Source organism: Acinetobacter sp. YH12098 (assembly GCF_013419235.1).
GTDB classification, from domain to species: Bacteria; Pseudomonadota; Gammaproteobacteria; order Pseudomonadales; family Moraxellaceae; genus Acinetobacter; species Acinetobacter amyesii.
The window spans coordinates 1-18,592 of sequence record NZ_VPAO01000032.1 but is presented as its reverse complement, the minus strand read 5'-3'; the positions used below and the strand labels follow the sequence as shown (position 1 = coordinate 18,592).

Genomic DNA, 18,592 nt, shown 5'->3' with positions numbered 1-18,592 from the left:
TGAGGTGACAACTTCTAACGCATAATGAATATCTAGTACATTATTTATGCTTAGATTTTCCCTTAAAATATCAACACATAAAAAAGTCCCAACGCTGGGACTGGATAATTTCTTAGAATATTTTTGTAATTTTAGTCGTTTAGGTCAAAGGAACTACAGCATAAGTATCTGCTGAATACCTTATGCCATAGCGCTAATTTCTCATGGCTATAATCAATTACTGACATAGGCAGGCTAGGTCGGCATTATTATAACGAATAGATTTCATAGTCATATTCAGCACCTCGTGTTTAGAAAGTAAAATCACTTTAACCTCCATTTTGCGCACTGTGAAATAACAAGAACCGCGCTACTTTTCACAAATTTTCTTAAAGAACATTCCTGCTTTTCTTATCTCATTTGGCTTTAAATGAAAAATTCATCCAACTTCAGTGCTGTTTTTTATAAATGCTACACTGAATCAACAAATTAGAGCTTGAGCATTGTGCATAAACTCGGCAAATTATGAGCAAATGAGCAGAATAAGATTTTTCAAAATATGGCCAGTCCAGCGCAAACTATTCGCCACAAGCTACTGAATACTTTTTTTTCTCGGCATTCCATTTGGTTTGCTTGTATTTTTATCTTCCTACTCATTTCGAGTTTTCATTTAGGTTATTCCCCTCGTTATATTCAATATTTTATTCCACAAACCTTATTGAATAGTATCTGGGTCATTACTGGGCTTTTGAGTTTATTGGGTTTGTATGACGTCATACAAAACAAACATTCGATCTTAAAAAATTACCCCATCATGGGGCACTTTCGTTTTCTATTTGAAGAATTTCGACCTGAAATTCGCCAATATTTTATTGAATCTGATCAAGATGCACTGCCCTTTTCTCGTATGCAACGTAGCTTGGTCTATCAACGTGCAAAAAACCAAAATGCAGATAAACCATTTGGTTCAATTGTTGATGTTTACCAAAATGATTACCGCTTTATCAATCACTCCTTATCACCTTGCATTCCTGCCATTCCTGAAACATTTCGTATTAACATCGGCAATGAGCAATGTAAGCAACCGTATAGCGCATCGATATTAAACATCTCTGCGATGAGCTTTGGTAGCTTAAGTGCTAATGCCATTCGTGCCTTGAACTTAGGCGCAAAAATGGGTAATTTCTACCATGACACTGGTGAAGGCAGTATTAGTCCGTATCATTTGGAAAATGGTGGCGATATTGTTTGGGAACTCGGTAGTGGTTATTTCGGTTGCCGTACGATTGATGGTCAATTCGACCCTGTACGTTTTGCTGAACAAGCCAAGCACCCTCAAGTCAAAATGATTGAGATCAAATTATCTCAAGGTGCAAAACCAGGCCATGGCGGTATTTTACCTAAAGACAAAATTTCCGAAGAGATTGCTCAAATCCGTGGTGTCAGCCGTGAACATGACTGTATCTCTCCATCTAGCCATCCTGCCTTTAGCACCCCTATTGAAATGATGCAATTTATTCAGCAATTGCGCGAGCTTTCCGAAGGTAAACCTGTAGGCTTTAAACTGTGTATCGGGCAACCATGGCAGTTTATGAGTATCGTAAAAGCTATGTTACATACGGGGATTACACCTGATTTTATCGTGGTAGATGGTTCTGAAGGTGGGACTGGCGCAGCACCGATAGAACTGATTGATAATATGGGGACACCCCTGCGTGAAGGCCTACTCTTTGTCAATAACACCCTAATTGGTGCAGGCTTACGTTCAAAAATTAAAGTCGGTGCCAGTGGAAAAATTATTAGTGCCTTTGATATTGCCAGTACCATGGCAATTGGTGCAGATTGGGTGAACTCAGCTCGTGGCTTTATGTTTGCAGTCGGCTGTATTCAAGCTCAAAGCTGTCATACCAACCAATGTCCTGTTGGCGTTGCAACGCAGGACAAAGACCGTCAAAAAGCTATCCATGTTCCGACCAAAGCAGAACGTGTTTTTAATTTCCACAAAAATACCTTGCATGGCTTATCTGAACTTATTGCCTCAGCAGGTTTACAACATCCATCGGATATCCGTGCACACCATCTAGCGCAGCGCATTAATAACCGTGAAATTAAAAACTATGCACAGCTACATTTTTGGTTAAAAGATGGTGAGCTGCTCAGTTGTGAAAATAAAGATGAAGAAAACTTCTATTTCCGTATGTGGAATATGGCACATCTAGAAAAGTTCTAATCCCTACCGCATAAAAAAGAGGCGACCACGCCTCTTTTTTTCGTCTAGATCCATCACACTGATTAAGGTAGGCTGTGCTCAATCGTCAATTAGTAACTGATGTTACGCGCGTAAAAGTAATTACGCATTTTTAAAATGATTTTTAACCCTATTCGACGGAGTCTTACATCTAGGGTTTAAATAAAGGGATTAGCCTTCGGCTGGAGGTACTCTTACGAAACGTTGTTTCTCATTCGGCAAAATGAGAAGCGAAGCTTCGCAAGGAAACCATCTTGCGGAGCAATGCTCCTCACCGCAAAACTCGTTCACTAGCGTCAAATTATTCAAAGTATTGCAAAAACATTTTTGATTAGGAGTAGTCCTGTCTCAAACACTTGCGGATGAACTTCCCGCGTATCGTACTTTTATTTGAATCAAATTACGCTCCTGATGTTAGTGCGTAACATCAGTTAGTAATAAGACTTACTATTCGATTGAGCATGCAAGAATGCCGGGATCAAACCTGTTAATGCAGCACGAATATCGGCACGTTCATTAATCAGCTGATGTGAACCTTCTTCAAGCATGAGAAGCGTCTGTAAACGGAATTTACGACGTATAAACTCAATGTTATAACGCCAATCCACCGTTTGATCCTGTGCGCCTTGAGCTAACCACACTGGAATACGACACGCAGGTCGTTCTTCCATTTCCTGCATCCATTTTGACATGGCCAAAATCCAATCCATCCCCATCATTCGAGGTTGTAGAGGATCCTTTAAACGTACAAAACGTAAAAACTCAGGGTTGTGATTATTCCGTCTAAAATGACGTGGCACTTCACGTTTAATACGACGAATAATGCCTAATCCAACCGAGTTATGCCACCATGCCGTTTTTGCAGGACGAATCAGCGGAGATAATAATAAAACCCGTTCGACATAAGGGTTTTTGCGATGTTCAGCAAAATCTAACAGATGATGCAGCCAAATCGCACCACCCGTACTCTGCCCAATCCCTAACCACGGTGTCGGTAATTGAGCTGCATGTTTCACATAACGATATACCGCTTCCAAAACTTGTTGGTAATGGTCAAAGTTTTGAATACTGGCTGGCGAGCCATTGCTTAGACCATGCCCCGGTAAATCATAGGTCAAAACACTAAAACCTTGATCTAAGAGCTCACGAATAATCGGCTGATATATTCCACTATGCTCTAAATAACCATGTAATAAAAATACAGTGCCTTTAATGACATCTGTTTCAGCCTTTAGTTTCGGTTGAAACACTTGTACATGTAGTTTGAACAAAGGCATTTCTACATAGCCTTGCCAATGTTCACAGTTCAAGGCATCTAAGCCGTAGAGTCGTCGATAAGATTGTATTTCGACACTAGGCTCAAACGGCCGATTTAAATTTAGCGGTTCTAATAATTGTGGGGTTAATTCTCGACTTGGAACAGGAAGATCTAATTGTTTAAGGATCGAAGGATTAAGAAATGGGATATCTGACATTATGGGACCTCCCGACAGTCACTTGAGCCAAACCAAACGTCACGTAAGGTAGCTAATAATTCATAATTGGCACGACGACTATGATCATAATTTTTTTCACTTGGTCGCCATGTGGTTAATGTCGTTGGCATAGGTGCAACAACAGGAATGGTTTCAATACCATTTAATGCAAATAAACGCCGTGTTCGAGGCATATGATATTGGTCGGTGATTAAAATAACCGTCGGTGCGCCGCCTTTTTTCTGTAACAATAACGAACTAAAGCGTGAATTTTCGCAAGTATTCATACTCCGGTTTTCAAGCAATTTCGCATCGACATCATATTGCTTTAACCAAGCTTGCATATACGGTGCTTCCACACCACTCAGTACAATCGGTAACTTATGTGCGCGTTCGACATCGAGTGTTTTTTCCAGTCGAAGTCGTGTGTAGTCATTCACCACGATATCTTTATCATTTTTATCTAAAGTTAAGCCACCACCTAACACCACGATCGCATACGGATCTGCGGTTGGTTTCTTCTGGGTTTTATCTTTCATTTTGGCTAGATCAAGATAGGTTTCATCATCGATCGGTTCCGCTTCTGAAGCAGCTTGCTCAATTTCATGAGTTTTTAAGAACTCTGTATATTGCGTCATGAGTCCTTTATTTTCCGCACTATTGAGTTCGAGCAGCTCTTTCATTTTTTGAGCAGGATTTTCCGCCATTGCTTCAGAGGATGCCGCCTCGGATGCAGAAGGATTCAGCAGAGGTACTTTCGGCATGTCCTTTTGACTATCATTCTTTTCTTTTTCATGTTCTTCTTCAATGAGCTGCTGTAACGCCTTATAACGTGCTTGTATAAGGGTTAAATCTTGAGGCTCATCAGACTGTATGGCTTGCTCCATGAGTTTTAAATACGCTTGGCGCGCGATCCATAAGTCAGAACCCGGCTCATAGTTATCATCATCACTCAAAGCACCGAGTTTTTGACTTTGCGCTGCGAGCTGATTGACTTCTACAGGAACGAAATAATTTAAACTTTTAACAATTAATTTAGAATAAAACGGCGTATAGATAAAAATCATCAGACAGCCCAAAAGTACAAATAGCACTGCGGCAATTTGTACTAAGCGAACCATCCAATGTGTTTTATGCATAAATCTAAAACCTATGTTTTTATTAATCTGCGTGAGATCGAATCAAGCCATTTGTATCAAATAATACAGGCTCTGGATGTAGTTCAATATTAAATTTTTCAAAAACATCATGTTGTACAGCTTTGTAAGTTGTACGCACATCTTGCAGCGTGGCGTCTTGGTAATTGACCAATACCAAAGCTTGCTTATGGAACATACCCACTGAACCCACAGATTTCCCTTTCCAACCCGCTTGATCAATCAACCAGCCCGCTGCCAGTTTTACCGCATTATTCGGCTGCGGGTAATGGGGTAAATTTGGAAATTGCAGCGCAATTTGGTCAAAGACTTGCTGGCTAATCACGGGATTTTTAAAGAAACTTCCGACATTTGGAAATTCTTTGGGATCTGGCAGTTTGGTTTGACGGATATGAATGACTTGTTGTTGTAGGTTTTCTGCACTTAAGTCTTCGCCTACCGCCTGCTTTAAATCACCATAATTTAATTTTAAATCGGCATGTTTTAAAAGTTTAAACGTGACATGCGTAATAATAAAACGCTCTGGCTCATCTTTAAAAATACTATGGCGATATGAAAAATGACAATCGGCAGCGCTAATACTACTTTGCTGTTCTGTTACTCGGTCATAGACCTGCACAGATTCAATAAATTCACCCGCTTCAACACCATAAGCTCCAATATTTTGCACAGGTGAAGCACCGACTAAACCAGGTATCAATGCTAAATTTTGTAAGCCATAAAACTGGTGTGCCGTCGTCCATAGCACAAAGTCATGCCACACTTGCCCTGCACCCACTTTTAAAGTTTGGGTTGCGGCATCGTCTTGTACATATTCAATCCCTTGAATATCCATGTGCATCACTAAAGCATGAATTTGCTCAGGCAACAGCATATTACTACCCCCTGAAAGCACCAATACATTTAATTGCTCAGCTTTGGCAAAGTCGAGCGCTGCTTGGATATCTTCTACCGATTGAACACGTACATAATGAGATGCTACAGCATCGAGACTTAATGTATTAAATGGCTTAAGCTGAACCTGTGTTTGAATTTGCATTCTTAAACCTTAATTTTTTTGCTGTGCTTGTAACTGAGTTTTTAAATAATTGACCCAAGCCTGACTGCTAGATTCGCATTGATCTAATACATGTTCAAACCCTGCATCACCACCATAGTACGGATCTGGTACTTCTTGTTGCGGATATTGGTGATCATGTTGACTCATCAAAGACACTTGGGCACGTAGCTGACCCAATTGTTGCTGCGCTTTTTGCATGAGGTTTTGAATATTGTCTAAATTTTCGTAGTCCATGGCCAAGATCAAATCAAATTTAATAAAATCATGAACCGTTAACTGACGTGCGCGTAATGCAGATAAGTTATAGCCACGTAATTTTGCATGCTGTTGACTACGAAGATCAGGCGCTTTACCCGGATGATAATTGCTCGTACCCGCAGAATCGACGTGAATATTGAGTTGCGCTTCATCACAAAAATGTCTGAGAACCACTTCAGCCGTAGGTGAACGGCAAATATTTCCTAAACAAACACACAACACCTTATATGGCGTGCTGGATGACATAACAACCTCAAGACTACTTTTATTTCAAGCGTCTTATGTTAAGTTATTTACAGGATGAATCCTATATCAACACTCAAGAATAATGTTTATTTGGATATAAAAAATTAGGGATAAGCCAATGAGTCAATTTCAGTTTCAAACCGTCAGCAATATTATTTCAGGCTTAGGCTCTATTTCCCAACTGAGAGAGGTCCTAGGCGACTTTCAAGCCAAACGTGTCATGTTTGTGACCGACCCCGGTATGTTGCAACAACAATTACATTTACCCATTTTGGATATTTTAGAAAGTATCCATCAAGACTATGTAATTTATTCCAGTATTCAAGCTGACCCTGCAGAACATATAGTTTTGGATGCAGTTCAATTTGCCAAGAATGAAAAAGTAGATTTGATTATTGGTTTTGGCGGTGGCAGTTCAATGGATGTGGCTAAAATTATCGCGATCTTGGCTCATCCTAAGCAAACACAACAGATCAGTGATTTATATGGTGTTGCTAATGCAAAACGACCACGCTTACCGCTCATTTTGATCCCGACAACGGCAGGGACCGGCTCTGAAGTCACACCAATCTCTATCGTCACTACAGGTGAAACCACCAAAACTGGTATCGTCTCCCCTGTACTGTATGCCGATGTCTGCATCCTCGATGCGAACTTTACATTAAATCTTCCCGCACATATTACCGCAGCGACAGGTATCGATGCCATGGTGCATGCCATTGAAGCCTATACATCAAAAATCAAAAAAAATCCGTATGCGGATATGCTCGCCAAACAAGCTTTGCGTTTATTAAATAAAAACTTAGCACTGGTTTTACAAGATGGACATAACCTCGAAGCGCGTCAGCACATGCTAGTCGGTTCAATGCTTGCAGGTCAGGCCTTTGCTAATGCTCCAGTTGCAGCGGTGCATGCACTCGCCTATCCACTCGGTGGACACTTTCATCTCTCGCATGGTCATACCAATGCACTGGTTCTCGCTGAAGTGTTAAAGTTTAATGCACCTCAGGCCAAGCAGCATTATGCAGAACTTATGAGTTGGCTAGACCCATACAGTACGGGCTGTACCGATGGTTTATGTGATTTATTTATTGATCATATGCAAAATCATTTAGATCAGAGCGGTTTGGTGCTAAAACTCAGCCAACTGAATGTGCCTGAAAATATGCTCGATCGTTTAGCAGAAGACGCATTATTACAAACACGACTATTACAAAATAATCCGCGAGAACTGCAGTTTGAAGATGCACGCCAGATTTACCAATCAATTTATGCCTAAAGTTCACTCATTTTTGAAATAAAGAAAATACCAACGATGAAACCTGAAACTAAACGCCGCCAAAACTATCGATTTTTATTTCCAATCCAAACGCGTTGGGCAGACAACGATATGTATGGCCACGTCAATAATGTCACCTATTACAGCTATTTTGATACCGCTGCAAATGCACTCTTGATTCAACATGCCGGTTTTGATTTGCAAAATACCCCGATCATCGGTTTAGTGGTCGATTCAGCCTGCAGTTTTTTACAAGAACTGTCCTATCCAGAAATCATTGAAGTTGGGGTTGCGATTGAAAAAATTGGTAATTCTTCACTGCGCTATGACTTGGCTATTTTTAAACAAGGACAAAATGAGGCTGCAGCCCAAGGACATTTCGTGCATGTGTTTGTTGACCGCCAAACACGAAAAAGCACCTCGATACCCGATGAAATGCGAGATGCTTTAACTCAGTTTTTACTTTAATTTTTATATCCAGCTTAAAACTTATTTGAGCTGGATATTTTGCAACTCACCATCAAAGCTTTTGAGTAAGTCTTTCACAACAGGCTCTGCATGTAATAACTCATTTGCACGTGCAAAGGCCTTTTCCTTGCGGACATGTTGTAAAGCATACGGTGTGGTTTCTTCGACATCTTCAAAGCTGATATGGAAACGACATTTTGACCATTGCGTATGAATCGCTTGTTCCAATACATGCTGTAATTGAGTCACTAAAGCTTCGTACCGCTTTGGAATATGGAAAGTCGATTCACCGTCAATCGTACCTCGCATAATGCCATGCTGCGCCAACTCTTGTACCGCAGGTGAAAGTTGACTATTTCGGAACCAATACTCCCACTTTTCGACCGTCCACTCACCTTCAAGGGTTTGAGGCTGTAAAGTCAAAATATCTTGTGGCATCAAGGTAGAGGATGAACCCGTTTGAACAGCATCCGAAGAAACGGAACTTTGCGTAACTTGTGGTGATGCTAGATCAAAACCATTGTCGCCTTGAGCACCCGAAACTGATTCATTCACCACATGCTTTGGTTCAACTGCATTTGTCAAATTTGGCTGAGTCGTTTCAGTCTCTGTACTTGTTGACTCTAAAGCTGTTGGTTCTAAAGGTGCAATATCTTCAAAATTTATAGCGCTCACATCAACTTCTTCAGTTTCAGTACTCGGCGTCGGATCTAAATCAAATAATGTATCTTCTGCCACGGCATCCATAACAAGCGTGTCATTTTGCTGTGTCGATACAGACTCAACCGGTGCAACCTCTTGCGTATCTAGAGTGCCATTTGCTGTAGATGCTGTAGAAGTTTGGCTAATCACATCCTCTTCAGGATCATCTAAAAAATCATCAGATGAAGGTTCGTCGGCTGCAGGTGCAGAAACATAGCCATCATCGTCATCATAATGTGAATCATCAAAATCATCGAAAGCTGGCGATGTGTCTACAGCGGGTACAGCTTCAGGCTGCTCAACAGTGGCAACCTGTGCAGCAGACTCAACAACGGTATTGGGTTGCTGCAAAGACTGTGTTTGAGTCGGCTGAACTGTTTCGGCCTGATTTTGAGCAAGCTGTGGCTGTGCGGCTGACTCTTGCTGTACGGCAGAGACCAACATTTCGTTTGGCTGTAATGGTCGGAATGCTAATAGACGCAGCACACACATCTCAAAACCTTGCTCTTGCGTGACTGCCAACTGCAAGTCTGCCCGACCTTTGCATGCGACTTGATAATACAGCTGCAAATCTTGAGCTGAAATCAACTGCGACAATTGCATAATTTTTTGATTGATCTCAGCGCTATATTTCAACGCTAAGTCTGGCAAGTATTGTAATAATGCCAGTTCATGTAACGTTGAAATCAACTGATCTAATACCAGAGAAACATCCAGCGCTTGTTGACGGAATTGCATGAGTAAAGCACTCACGCGTTCACGCTGATTTTGATGAATGGCTAAAATCAAATCATAAATAATGGTACGGTCAATTAGGCCCAACATGTCTTTAACATCTTGGTGCTGAATTGAACCCTGACCATAGGCAATGGCTTGGTCAGTCAGTGACAATGCATCACGCAGTGAACCTTGAGCCGATTCAGCGATTTGCCAAATCGCATCTTGCTCTGCTTGAATTTGTTCTTTTTGTAAGATATCGGTCAGATGCGTGGTGATTTCATCCACGGCTAAAGGACGCAAAGTAAATTGCAAGCAACGTGAAATGACAGTAATCGGTAATTTTTGTGGATCTGTGGTTGCAAATAAGAACTTCACATGCTCTGGCGGTTCTTCGAGAGTCTTTAATAACGCATTAAATGAATGCGTAGAGAGCATATGTACTTCATCGATTAGATAAACCTTGAAGCGACCTTGCGTTGGTGCATAAGGAACGTTGTCGAGAAGCTCTCGGGTATCTTCAACTTTAGTCCGTGATGCCGCATCAATTTCAATTAAATCAATAAAACGACCTTCATTTACTGCTTTACACGTTGGGCAGACTTCACACGGCGTTGAGGTTACACCCGTTTCACAGTTCAGACATTTTGCCAAAATACGGGCAATGGTGGTTTTACCCACGCCACGAGTACCTGTAAATAAATACGCATGATGTAACCGACCACGTTCTAAGGCACTGGTAAGTGCGCGTGACACATGGTTTTGCCCCACGAGTTCAATGAAATTTCGTGGACGGTATTTTCGTGCAAGTACTTGATACATGTATGCTCCTTTTTACAGGTGTAAGCATACTGTTTTTTTGTCTAATAGTGAAATAAATGGCAAAGTTTGGACAATAAAAATTCGATCTTGGACTCTCCCAATGATCAGGTAAATTTAATAAAAATTACGAATACTTAAACTGCTTTATTTAAAAGGAAATCACTTTGCATTTGATAGCGTTTCGCCGTCTGGTCTTCCCGAATTTCAAGTAATTGCTGATCCAAATCTACATACAAAAGATTGCGCGTTTGCACATTCATGAGTTCTAGCTGCTGCTTTGATTCATCTTTAAAACGAATTACACCTTTTAGCACTTCTACTTCGTTATGACCACTTAGACTTTCACGAGTAAGTGTATAGGTTTGGTCTTCATGTAGCTCAAGAGCCACAGCCATACCGGGACAATCTTCACAACGAGAAAGACAGCCCATACACGGCGTTGTACCTTTAAAATCACCCACCCATGCAGCTTGCTGTTTTTCGGCAGTAATCGCTTCTATCTCTTTTGCTTTCGTTTGAGTTGAATCCTGACAACCCAACATTGCCGACGTTGCGACTAAGGGAATCAAAACAACTTTTTTCATAGGGATATCACAGCAGTCTAAAACAGCGAGGGAAAATAGCATATTTTTCACATTTCCCCAATTTCTGTTCTATCCCGAAGTATCTTAAAGCCAGCCCTTGCGTCCTTTAAGTGCTTTGTCTGCACAGCGTAGCGTTTCTTGAGTTAAGCCCCATAAGCGATAATCGCCAGTGATTGAACCCGTCGCAAAGTTATGTGTATAAGCAAAACTTAAATCACGCTGCGGATCACACCAGGCCCCAGAACCATTAAAACCTATATGTCCAAAACCTTCACTAGATTTACCTAAAGTTAAAATTCGATGATATCCCAAACGCCAATTCATTGGTAAAGGCATAATACGATCACGTTTTTTATATTGAATTTTACTTAAAGATTCAAAAACTTGTGGTGTGATTAAGGTCTGTCCTTGCCACTGGCCATGATTGGCTAGCATTGCATAGATTTTCGCTAAACTATTGGCACTAAATACGCCTGTTGCCGCAGGAATAATGGCTTGTAAACCCTCATCACTAAAAAATGAAAACTTGCGCATTCCTTTTGGAATCATACCATCTTGAAAGTCTTGCAAATTTTGTCCCGAAAGTTGTAGGAGCTGATCAAAGATTGATGGTTTTCGTGTATCCGTCTTTTTTTTCGTTGTCTGTACTTGAGTATTTTCTTGAACAGAAGCATCTATAGTGCGTTCTTCTTTTTTCTTTTTCGGAATCAAGCGTGCAACCTTACCAAGTTGATGCTCTGGTACGCCAAAAAAAGCATGATCCAATGCTAAAGGCTCAACCAAATAGTGTTGCATCAGTTCAGTAAGCGGTCGACCTGTGGCCTTTTCAAGTAAACCACCTACTTGCCAGCCGAAGGTTAACGGTTGATATGCCGCATCAGTTGTCGGCCCAAAACGTGGTTTAGCTTGTTCAATGACGTTGAGCATATGCGGCCAATCTGCCATTTCGGATGCTGTTTCAATGATATTACGGATATCGTATAAACCACTTTGATGACTCAGTATGTGCCTTAATGTGATATCCGACTTACCATTTTGAGCAAACTCCGGCCAATATGTTGCAACGGGAGTATCGTAATCAAGAAAGCCTTCGCTCACTAAAATATGTGCTAGCGTTGCAAGTACGCCTTTACCCGTGGAATAACAGACCGAGGGGGTATTGGACTTCCAAGCTTCTTCGGCTGATTTTTTACCGGTCCAAATATCCACAACTTTTTGACCTTTAAAATACACCACTAAGGCAGCTCCGCCTAAGTGGGTTCGAGCATCCTGCATCCGGCTAAATTGCACCGCCAAATCTTGAAACGCCTCGTCGACTGTACCTTGATAATTATTCTTCTGTGCAAATAGATATTCTTTGAGCGCCTGCATCATCATTCCTTTGAATATGAATCGCTTGAGATTAAAACAAAAAAGCCTAAACCGATATCGATTTAGGCTTAAGTCTTAAAGTGCCTTCACACTTCCCGCGACATGCGGTTTTTTGTTCTTACTATTTCGAATGGCAAACTCTGTATCTTTACCTGTTTGCGCAGTTAGGAACTCGACTTGAGAAGGCAAATACATCGGTAATTTAAACCATACATCTGCTTCATAGGCATCTGGCAAAGTTAAGCTCGACAAGGCTTTGGCTTTACTCCACATACCATGTGCAATGGCTTGTTTAAAACCAAACGCTTTTGCTGTTACAGCATGAATATGAATCAAGTTAAAGTCACCAGAAGTCAACGCATAACGGCGACCGGTATTTTCAGAAACATTCCATTCAGCTTGAACTTGCAACTCTGCTGGCTTTGTTTCGGTAGATTTTGCCGCAGCTTTGTTCTCTGTTTTTTGACGTGCTAAATACGTGGTTAATGATTCTACAACCACTTCATCGCCCACTTTTGCAGTGGTAATAAAGTCAAATTGCACGCCTTTATCATGTGGCTGTAATTCACCAAATTTGCATGACAATGACAGTGTTTCATTCACACCGACTTTGCGATATTGCTTCACTTGGTTACGAATATGTACCAAACCTAAGATCGCAAAAGGAAAAGCTTCCGTGGTCATCATATGCATTTGCAAACTTTGAGAAAGCACAGCCAAATAAATCGCTGGGATATAACCATTGTTTTTAAAGCCACACACTTCGTTATAGGCTTTTAAATGCTTTTGATCGACCTTAAATGAATCCACCACATATTCAACTTGCGGCAGCACTTTTTCAGCTTTAGGCTTTTTAAAAATCAAGCCTTGAATCACTTTTGGATAGGCTAAATAAGGTTTTGGAAGTTGACTAAAATGGCGAGTATTCATACTAAACCTTTGGAAGTTTTTATTTCAATGTTTTAAAAGCCTCTTCTCTTGCACCATATATGGCTCGAGGAGAAAGCTGGAATGAGGGTTAGCCCCATTCCATTTATAGCAAATTTTTACCTCTCCCTAGCCCTCTCCTTTAAAGAGAGGGAGTTTTAAGAGGAATGTATTAAGCCCCTAACAAGCTTTGACCACACACACGTACCACGTTACCGTTCAAGCCTGTCGATGCCGTTGAAGCAAACATCGCAATCGTTTCAGCAACGTCTACAGGTAAACCACCTTGACTCATCGAGTTCATACGACGACCTGCTTCACGGATTGCAAATGGAATCGCAGCAGTCATTTGCGTTTCAATGAAGCCCGGAGCAACAGCATTAATCGTTACACCATTTTTAAGTAACGGCGCTGTGAACTTCACAACACCAATAACACCTGCTTTAGATGCAGCATAGTTGGTTTGACCTAAGTTACCTGCGATACCTGAAATAGAAGATACGCACACAATACGACCATTTGCATTGAAGCCATCATTTTCAAGAAGGTAATCATTTACACGTTCAATCGCAGACAAGTTAATGTTAATCACCAAGTCCCAAAGCTCAGGCTTCATATTGGCCAAAGTTTTGTCACGGGTAATCCCTGCATTGTGCACGATGATATCCAAACCACCTTGAGCAGCTGCAGCAGCTTTGATTTTTTCACCTGCATCGCTTGCAGTAATATCAATCGCGAGCGTAGAACCGCCAATTTCACCTGCAACACGGTCAAGGTCTGCTTGCTGCTGTGGAACGTCCAAACAAATCACATGCGCACCATCACGTGACAATACATGTGCAATTGCTTCACCAATACCACGGCTTGCACCTGTTACAACAGCTGTTTTACCTGCAAGCGGCTTATTCCAATCAACATCTACCACATCTGCTTTAGATACACGAATCACTTGACCCGATACATAAGCTGAACGTGGTGAAATCACAAAACGTAATGCAGATTCTAAGTTTGCTTCAGCACCTTCGTCTACATAGACTAACTGTGCAGCAATCCCTTTCTTAAACTCTTTACCCACTGATTTTACAAAACCTTCTAATGCACGTTGTGCAATGGCTTGTTTCACAGTTTTCGCAGTCTCTGGTGTTGTACCAACAACGACAACGCGACCAGACGCCTGAATTTGACGTGCGATTGGGTTAAAAAATGCATATAAGGCATGCAGTTGTTCTGAGTTTTGAATACCTGAAGCATCAAATACCACAACTTTAAACTTAGACTCTTTATCGCCTTCGTTAAATGCGCTTAAGTTCAGACCTGATTTTGCCGCAGCTTGTTGTAATTCAGCATTATTACCTGCATAGCTATTAGCATGAATATTTGCCAAGACTTGTGCAATTGCACCAGACAATGTTGAAGCAGGCGCTGCACCGAATAAAACCGCACCTTTAACTACAGGTGTTGCAGACTCAAAACGCTCTAAAAAAGTCGGTGATGGTAAACCTAAATTTTTGATGACAAATTTACCAATAGGAGATTTTGCAAATGTTTGGTATTGATCAGTCATGTTTATTATCTCTCATACAGATTAATTTTTGATGGATCTGAAGATATCCCTTTAACTTCAAGATGATGTCAGATACTTATATTTCAATAGTTCCATCAGTTTCCATGGAATCATACTTGAGTTAAACCGCAGATGGCTTGACCTGAATGCTTTAGCGAATGTCATTTTAGTCAATTTACCCCTTTGGTGAATATGCTAATGTAGCCGTCAAGAAGATCATCAACATGCTTGGAAAAGCCTTATGAGCAAAACAACTCAAGAAAATCCAGCAGTCGAAAGTCCGACTACGGAAACTGTGTCAAATACATCAAAGAGTACGCCACGTAGCGCTAAAAGTACGGGCACAGCAACCAAGTCTACAAGTGATGCCGCTAAAACGAGCCGTCCTCGTCGTGCATCTACGCGCACTAAGACACCCGCTTCAAACCCTAAAACAGCTTCAAAATCAACAACTCAAACGTCTGTTCAACAGGATAATACCATGAGTCAAAACACAGTTCGCCGCGTTGCTATTATCGGTGGTAATCGTATTCCTTTCGCTCGTTCTAACGGCGCTTACTTCACTGCATCGAACAGCGATATGTTCACAGCTGCATTAAATGGTCTTGTTGAACGTTTCAACCTTCAAGGTCAACGCCTTGGTGAAGTTGTTGCTGGTGCCGTGTTAAAACATAGTCGTGACTTTAACATGACCCGTGAGTGTGTACTCAATACCGAACTTGCTCCTGAAACACCTGCTTACGATATTCAACAAGCATGTGGTACAGGTTTACAAGCAGCTTTCTTGGTTGCTAATAAAATCGCATTGGGTCAAATCGAAGTGGGTGTTGCTGGTGGTGTAGATACAACCTCTGATGCACCGATCGCTTTTGGTGATGGCTTACGTAAAGCTTTACTTGAGTTAAACATTGCAAAAACGGGTAAAGACCGCCTAAAAGCATTAACTAAAATTAATGTTAAAGATTTGATGGATGCACCGAAGAACGGTGAACCACGTACAGGTCTTTCTATGGGTGATCATCAAGCAATTACAACGCTTGAATGGGGTATCTCTCGTGAAGCGCAAGATGAACTTGCTGCATCTTCACATCAAAAAATGGCAGCAGCATATGATGAAGGTTTCTTCGATGACCTTATTACACCATTCCTTGGTTTAGAGCGTGACAACAACTTACGTGCAGACTCATCAGTAGAAAAACTTGCGAAGTTAAAACCAGCGTTTGGTAAAGGCGATGCGCGTACGATGACTGCGGGTAACTCGACTCCACTGACCGATGGTGCGTCATGTGTCCTACTTGCCTCTGAAGAATGGGCGAAAGCAAACGGTCACGAAGTGCTTGCTTATTTAACTTTCCAAGAAACTGCGGCAGTTGACTTTGTAGAGAAAAAAGAAGGCTTATTGATGGCGCCTGCGTATGCAGTGCCTCGTATGCTTGAACGTGCAGGTATTACGCTACAAGATTTCGATTACTATGAAATTCATGAAGCGTTTGCATCTCAAGTATTGTCTACACTGAAAGCATGGGAAGATCCTAAATTCTGTAAAGAACGTTTAGGTTTAGATGCACCATTGGGTTCAATTGATCGTTCTAAATTGAACGTGAAAGGTTCATCTCTTGCTGCAGGTCACCCATTTGCTGCAACTGGCGGTCGTATTATCGCAACTGCTGCAAAACTATTGAACCAAAAAGGTTCAGGCCGTGTACTTGTATCGATCTGTGCTGCGGGTGGTCAAGGCGTAACAGCAATTATTGAAAAATAATCCTTTATGCTTTAAAGCAAAAAGACCGCTCTTATGAGCGGTTTTTTATTTCAGAGCTTCCATAAAACTTTAGAAACGATAACCAACACCTAAATAAGTAATGATGGGATCAATATCGACCTTGGTCGTTGCATGAATTAATTGTTCACCCGTCGTTTGGTTAATCACATCAATCTTGGTTTTGTTATTTAACTTCGCATAAGACACCGAAGCAACTGTAAACCAACTTGGGGTGAAGTCATAGGTAAATCCGAGTGTGACAATTGGAGCAATCGCATCATCCGCATCGACATCGACCACCATTTTTCCAGATGATTCTTTACCATCGAGTGCTGCACCTGCATTATTATCTTTAATGTTTTGAATCATATGCCCTGCAGCAATTAAGTCAGATTCAATGCCTTTATTGAGTTCAATATCATTAAAATAAGCATACATGATCCCTGCGCCCACATAAGGTCTAAACTTATTTACACCCGACTGACCAAATTGGTACTGTGCCTGAAATACCGGCGTCCAAGCTCTCGCACTCGCCGCTTTACCATAAGATGATAAATCCGTAATGGGTACTGCGTAATCTAGTGGCAAACCATCAGGGAATAATAAACCGCCTAGACCACCTGGCTCTGCTAGACCAGATAATGGCGCGGTAATCATACCCTTACCTTTAATATCTACCTCAGGTGGGATGCCGCCAATCACTTGCAAAGAAACATTATCATTAATATGGTAGTTAAATGTTAAACCTAATGTATCAACATCTTCTGCTTCTAGACCAGTGCCTCCTGCTGACCAATTTTCCAATCCATATAATGTCGATGTCCCTGCAATATCTGGTTTGATATTGCCTTTGCCATCTGTCATGAGTCCATTAATAAAACTATCTTCTAATAATGTTCCTAAAGTCTCCTTTAAATTTACTGTGTTATCACCGTCTTGAATCGTTGCATTTGGGTCAATTGCTTGTAAAAAACCCTCTTCACTAATGCTTCCAACTTTGGCCTGTGTCCCATTTGCCACAGAAGTATTAATGTTAAAAGGATTCGCCTTTCCTTGCGGCATCACATGCATCCAACCCGCAGATACAGAAAAACGTTTAAAGTTACCATCTGCAAATGTAAATTGTGTAAGCCCAAGTAAAACAACAGGTGTGACAATTTTTATCAATTTCATATGCTAACTCCTTGTCTTGCATATTTTTTTAATCAACTTATAAAAACATTCTTTGTTCTTATATTTAAAAGTTATGTAATTAGTATAATTTTTTATAGCTATATTATGTTTTTATATATATTGTTATTTTTAAACTTTTGCACTATTTTAATGCAAAAAAGGCCTGTACTTATCAATACAGGCCAATGTGATTTTCTTATTGAAATTTAACGATATTGTGGTTGGTAACCTAGGTACGCTTCGATCTGGTCATAGCACCATTGGAAAATAAATGTGTAGACTAAAATACACATGGTCATACTAAAATCGAGCAAAATCGCCTGCCATAAGGTCATATGCATGGCATAAGCCACCATTGGGATGGTTGCAAGCATTAAACCGCCCTCAAATCCAATTGCATGTAAAACACGTACACCAAAGGTTCTTTTTAACTTTCTTTTTGCTTCAAATTTTTCAAAATAATGATTAAAAATCATGTTCCAAATCACAGAAGTGACCGCCATTGCAATACCGAGCGTACCTGTCACCTCCATCGGAACTTTAAAAATAAAACTTAAAGCAATAGCAATGATCACCAATAGGATGATCTCATAGCTTAGCGCATGAATAATCCTTCTCTTGGAAATCGTCATTTTGAAACACTCTATTATTTGTAAAAAACTTATTTTATTTTTATATTAGATCTCTTTCATAAATCAAAAAACGATCTTCTTTTTGGTTAATATTTGCACTCCGGATTTCTTAGCATTCGTGCATAATCTGCGGATGAAATACATCGATTCAAACAAGCTTTCTGATCC

The 18,592-nt window shown here is 40.8% G+C and carries 15 protein-coding genes; 4 read left to right on the top strand and 11 right to left on the bottom strand.

Features of this window, described 5'->3' with window-relative positions; genetic code table 11:
* Positions 1 to 538: 538 nt before the first annotated feature.
* Positions 539 to 2,209, top strand: coding sequence for an FMN-binding glutamate synthase family protein (locus FTU38_RS11300; protein ID WP_078188593.1), 1,671 nt, complete (start codon positions 539 to 541; stop codon positions 2,207 to 2,209).
* A 449-nt stretch (positions 2,210 to 2,658) separates the two neighbouring features.
* On the opposite strand, the gene FTU38_RS11295 is transcribed toward FTU38_RS11300, so the two are convergent.
* Genes FTU38_RS11295 through FTU38_RS11280 form a run of 4 tightly spaced genes read right to left on the bottom strand, consistent with a single transcriptional unit; the run spans position 2,659 to position 6,423 of the window.
* A complete protein-coding gene (locus FTU38_RS11295) occupies positions 2,659 to 3,702 on the bottom strand; it encodes an alpha/beta hydrolase (protein ID WP_168377747.1) in 1,044 nt (347 codons plus the stop codon).
* A complete protein-coding gene (locus tag FTU38_RS11290; RefSeq protein WP_180005227.1) occupies positions 3,702 to 4,841 on the bottom strand; it encodes a YdcF family protein in 1,140 nt (379 codons plus the stop codon). Before FTU38_RS11290 ends, FTU38_RS11295 begins: the two co-directional genes overlap by 1 nt.
* Before the next feature lie 22 nt (positions 4,842 to 4,863).
* Positions 4,864 to 5,898, bottom strand: a complete 1,035-nt coding sequence (gene murB / locus FTU38_RS11285) for a UDP-N-acetylmuramate dehydrogenase (protein WP_168377749.1) — start codon at positions 5,896 to 5,898, stop codon at positions 4,864 to 4,866.
* Positions 5,899 to 5,907: 9 nt separating this feature from the next.
* Entirely contained in the window at positions 5,908 to 6,423 is a 516-nt protein-coding gene (locus tag FTU38_RS11280) for a low molecular weight protein-tyrosine-phosphatase (protein WP_180111233.1), read from the bottom strand.
* Between the two features lie 118 nt (positions 6,424 to 6,541).
* Here FTU38_RS11280 and FTU38_RS11275 point away from each other — a divergent pair, with 118 nt between their 5' ends.
* Together FTU38_RS11275 and FTU38_RS11270 are read left to right on the top strand one after the other, a co-directional pair.
* Positions 6,542 to 7,702, top strand: coding sequence for an iron-containing alcohol dehydrogenase (locus FTU38_RS11275; protein WP_180111231.1), 1,161 nt, complete (start codon positions 6,542 to 6,544; stop codon positions 7,700 to 7,702).
* A gap of 36 nt (positions 7,703 to 7,738) precedes the next feature.
* Entirely contained in the window at positions 7,739 to 8,170 is a 432-nt protein-coding gene (locus tag FTU38_RS11270) for a thioesterase family protein (RefSeq protein WP_180041166.1), read from the top strand.
* A gap of 21 nt (positions 8,171 to 8,191) precedes the next feature.
* Here FTU38_RS11270 and dnaX read toward each other — a convergent pair whose 3' ends face one another.
* From dnaX to FTU38_RS11245, 5 genes are all read right to left on the bottom strand, one after another.
* On the bottom strand, positions 8,192 to 10,411 hold the full coding sequence (gene dnaX, locus FTU38_RS11265) for a DNA polymerase III subunit gamma/tau (protein WP_180111229.1): 2,220 nt from the start codon (positions 10,409 to 10,411) through the stop codon (positions 8,192 to 8,194).
* Between the two features lie 134 nt (positions 10,412 to 10,545).
* Positions 10,546 to 10,995 carry a copper resistance protein NlpE N-terminal domain-containing protein gene (locus FTU38_RS11260; RefSeq protein ID WP_180023492.1) on the bottom strand — a complete coding sequence of 150 codons (450 nt, stop codon included), beginning with the start codon at positions 10,993 to 10,995 and terminating at the stop codon, positions 10,546 to 10,548.
* Between the two features lie 84 nt (positions 10,996 to 11,079).
* Positions 11,080 to 12,366 carry a serine hydrolase gene (locus FTU38_RS11255; RefSeq protein ID WP_180111227.1) on the bottom strand — a complete coding sequence of 429 codons (1,287 nt, stop codon included), beginning with the start codon at positions 12,364 to 12,366 and terminating at the stop codon, positions 11,080 to 11,082.
* Between the two features lie 75 nt (positions 12,367 to 12,441).
* Positions 12,442 to 13,296 carry a MaoC/PaaZ C-terminal domain-containing protein gene (locus tag FTU38_RS11250; RefSeq protein WP_180111225.1) on the bottom strand — a complete coding sequence of 285 codons (855 nt, stop codon included), beginning with the start codon at positions 13,294 to 13,296 and terminating at the stop codon, positions 12,442 to 12,444.
* A 169-nt stretch (positions 13,297 to 13,465) separates the two neighbouring features.
* Positions 13,466 to 14,857 carry a 3-oxoacyl-ACP reductase gene (locus tag FTU38_RS11245; protein ID WP_180007894.1) on the bottom strand — a complete coding sequence of 464 codons (1,392 nt, stop codon included), beginning with the start codon at positions 14,855 to 14,857 and terminating at the stop codon, positions 13,466 to 13,468.
* Positions 14,858 to 15,098: 241 nt separating this feature from the next.
* On the opposite strand from FTU38_RS11245, the gene FTU38_RS11240 reads away from it, so the two are divergent.
* Positions 15,099 to 16,619, top strand: a complete 1,521-nt coding sequence (locus FTU38_RS11240) for an acetyl-CoA C-acetyltransferase (protein WP_168377758.1) — start codon at positions 15,099 to 15,101, stop codon at positions 16,617 to 16,619.
* Positions 16,620 to 16,688: 69 nt separating this feature from the next.
* On the opposite strand, the gene FTU38_RS11235 is transcribed toward FTU38_RS11240, so the two are convergent.
* Positions 16,689 to 17,792, bottom strand: a complete 1,104-nt coding sequence (locus tag FTU38_RS11235) for an OmpW family protein (RefSeq protein ID WP_180111223.1) — start codon at positions 17,790 to 17,792, stop codon at positions 16,689 to 16,691.
* Between the two features lie 206 nt (positions 17,793 to 17,998).
* Positions 17,999 to 18,424 carry a chlorhexidine efflux PACE transporter AceI gene (gene aceI, locus FTU38_RS11230; RefSeq protein WP_078191799.1) on the bottom strand — a complete coding sequence of 142 codons (426 nt, stop codon included), beginning with the start codon at positions 18,422 to 18,424 and terminating at the stop codon, positions 17,999 to 18,001.
* Positions 18,425 to 18,592: the final 168 nt, after the last annotated feature.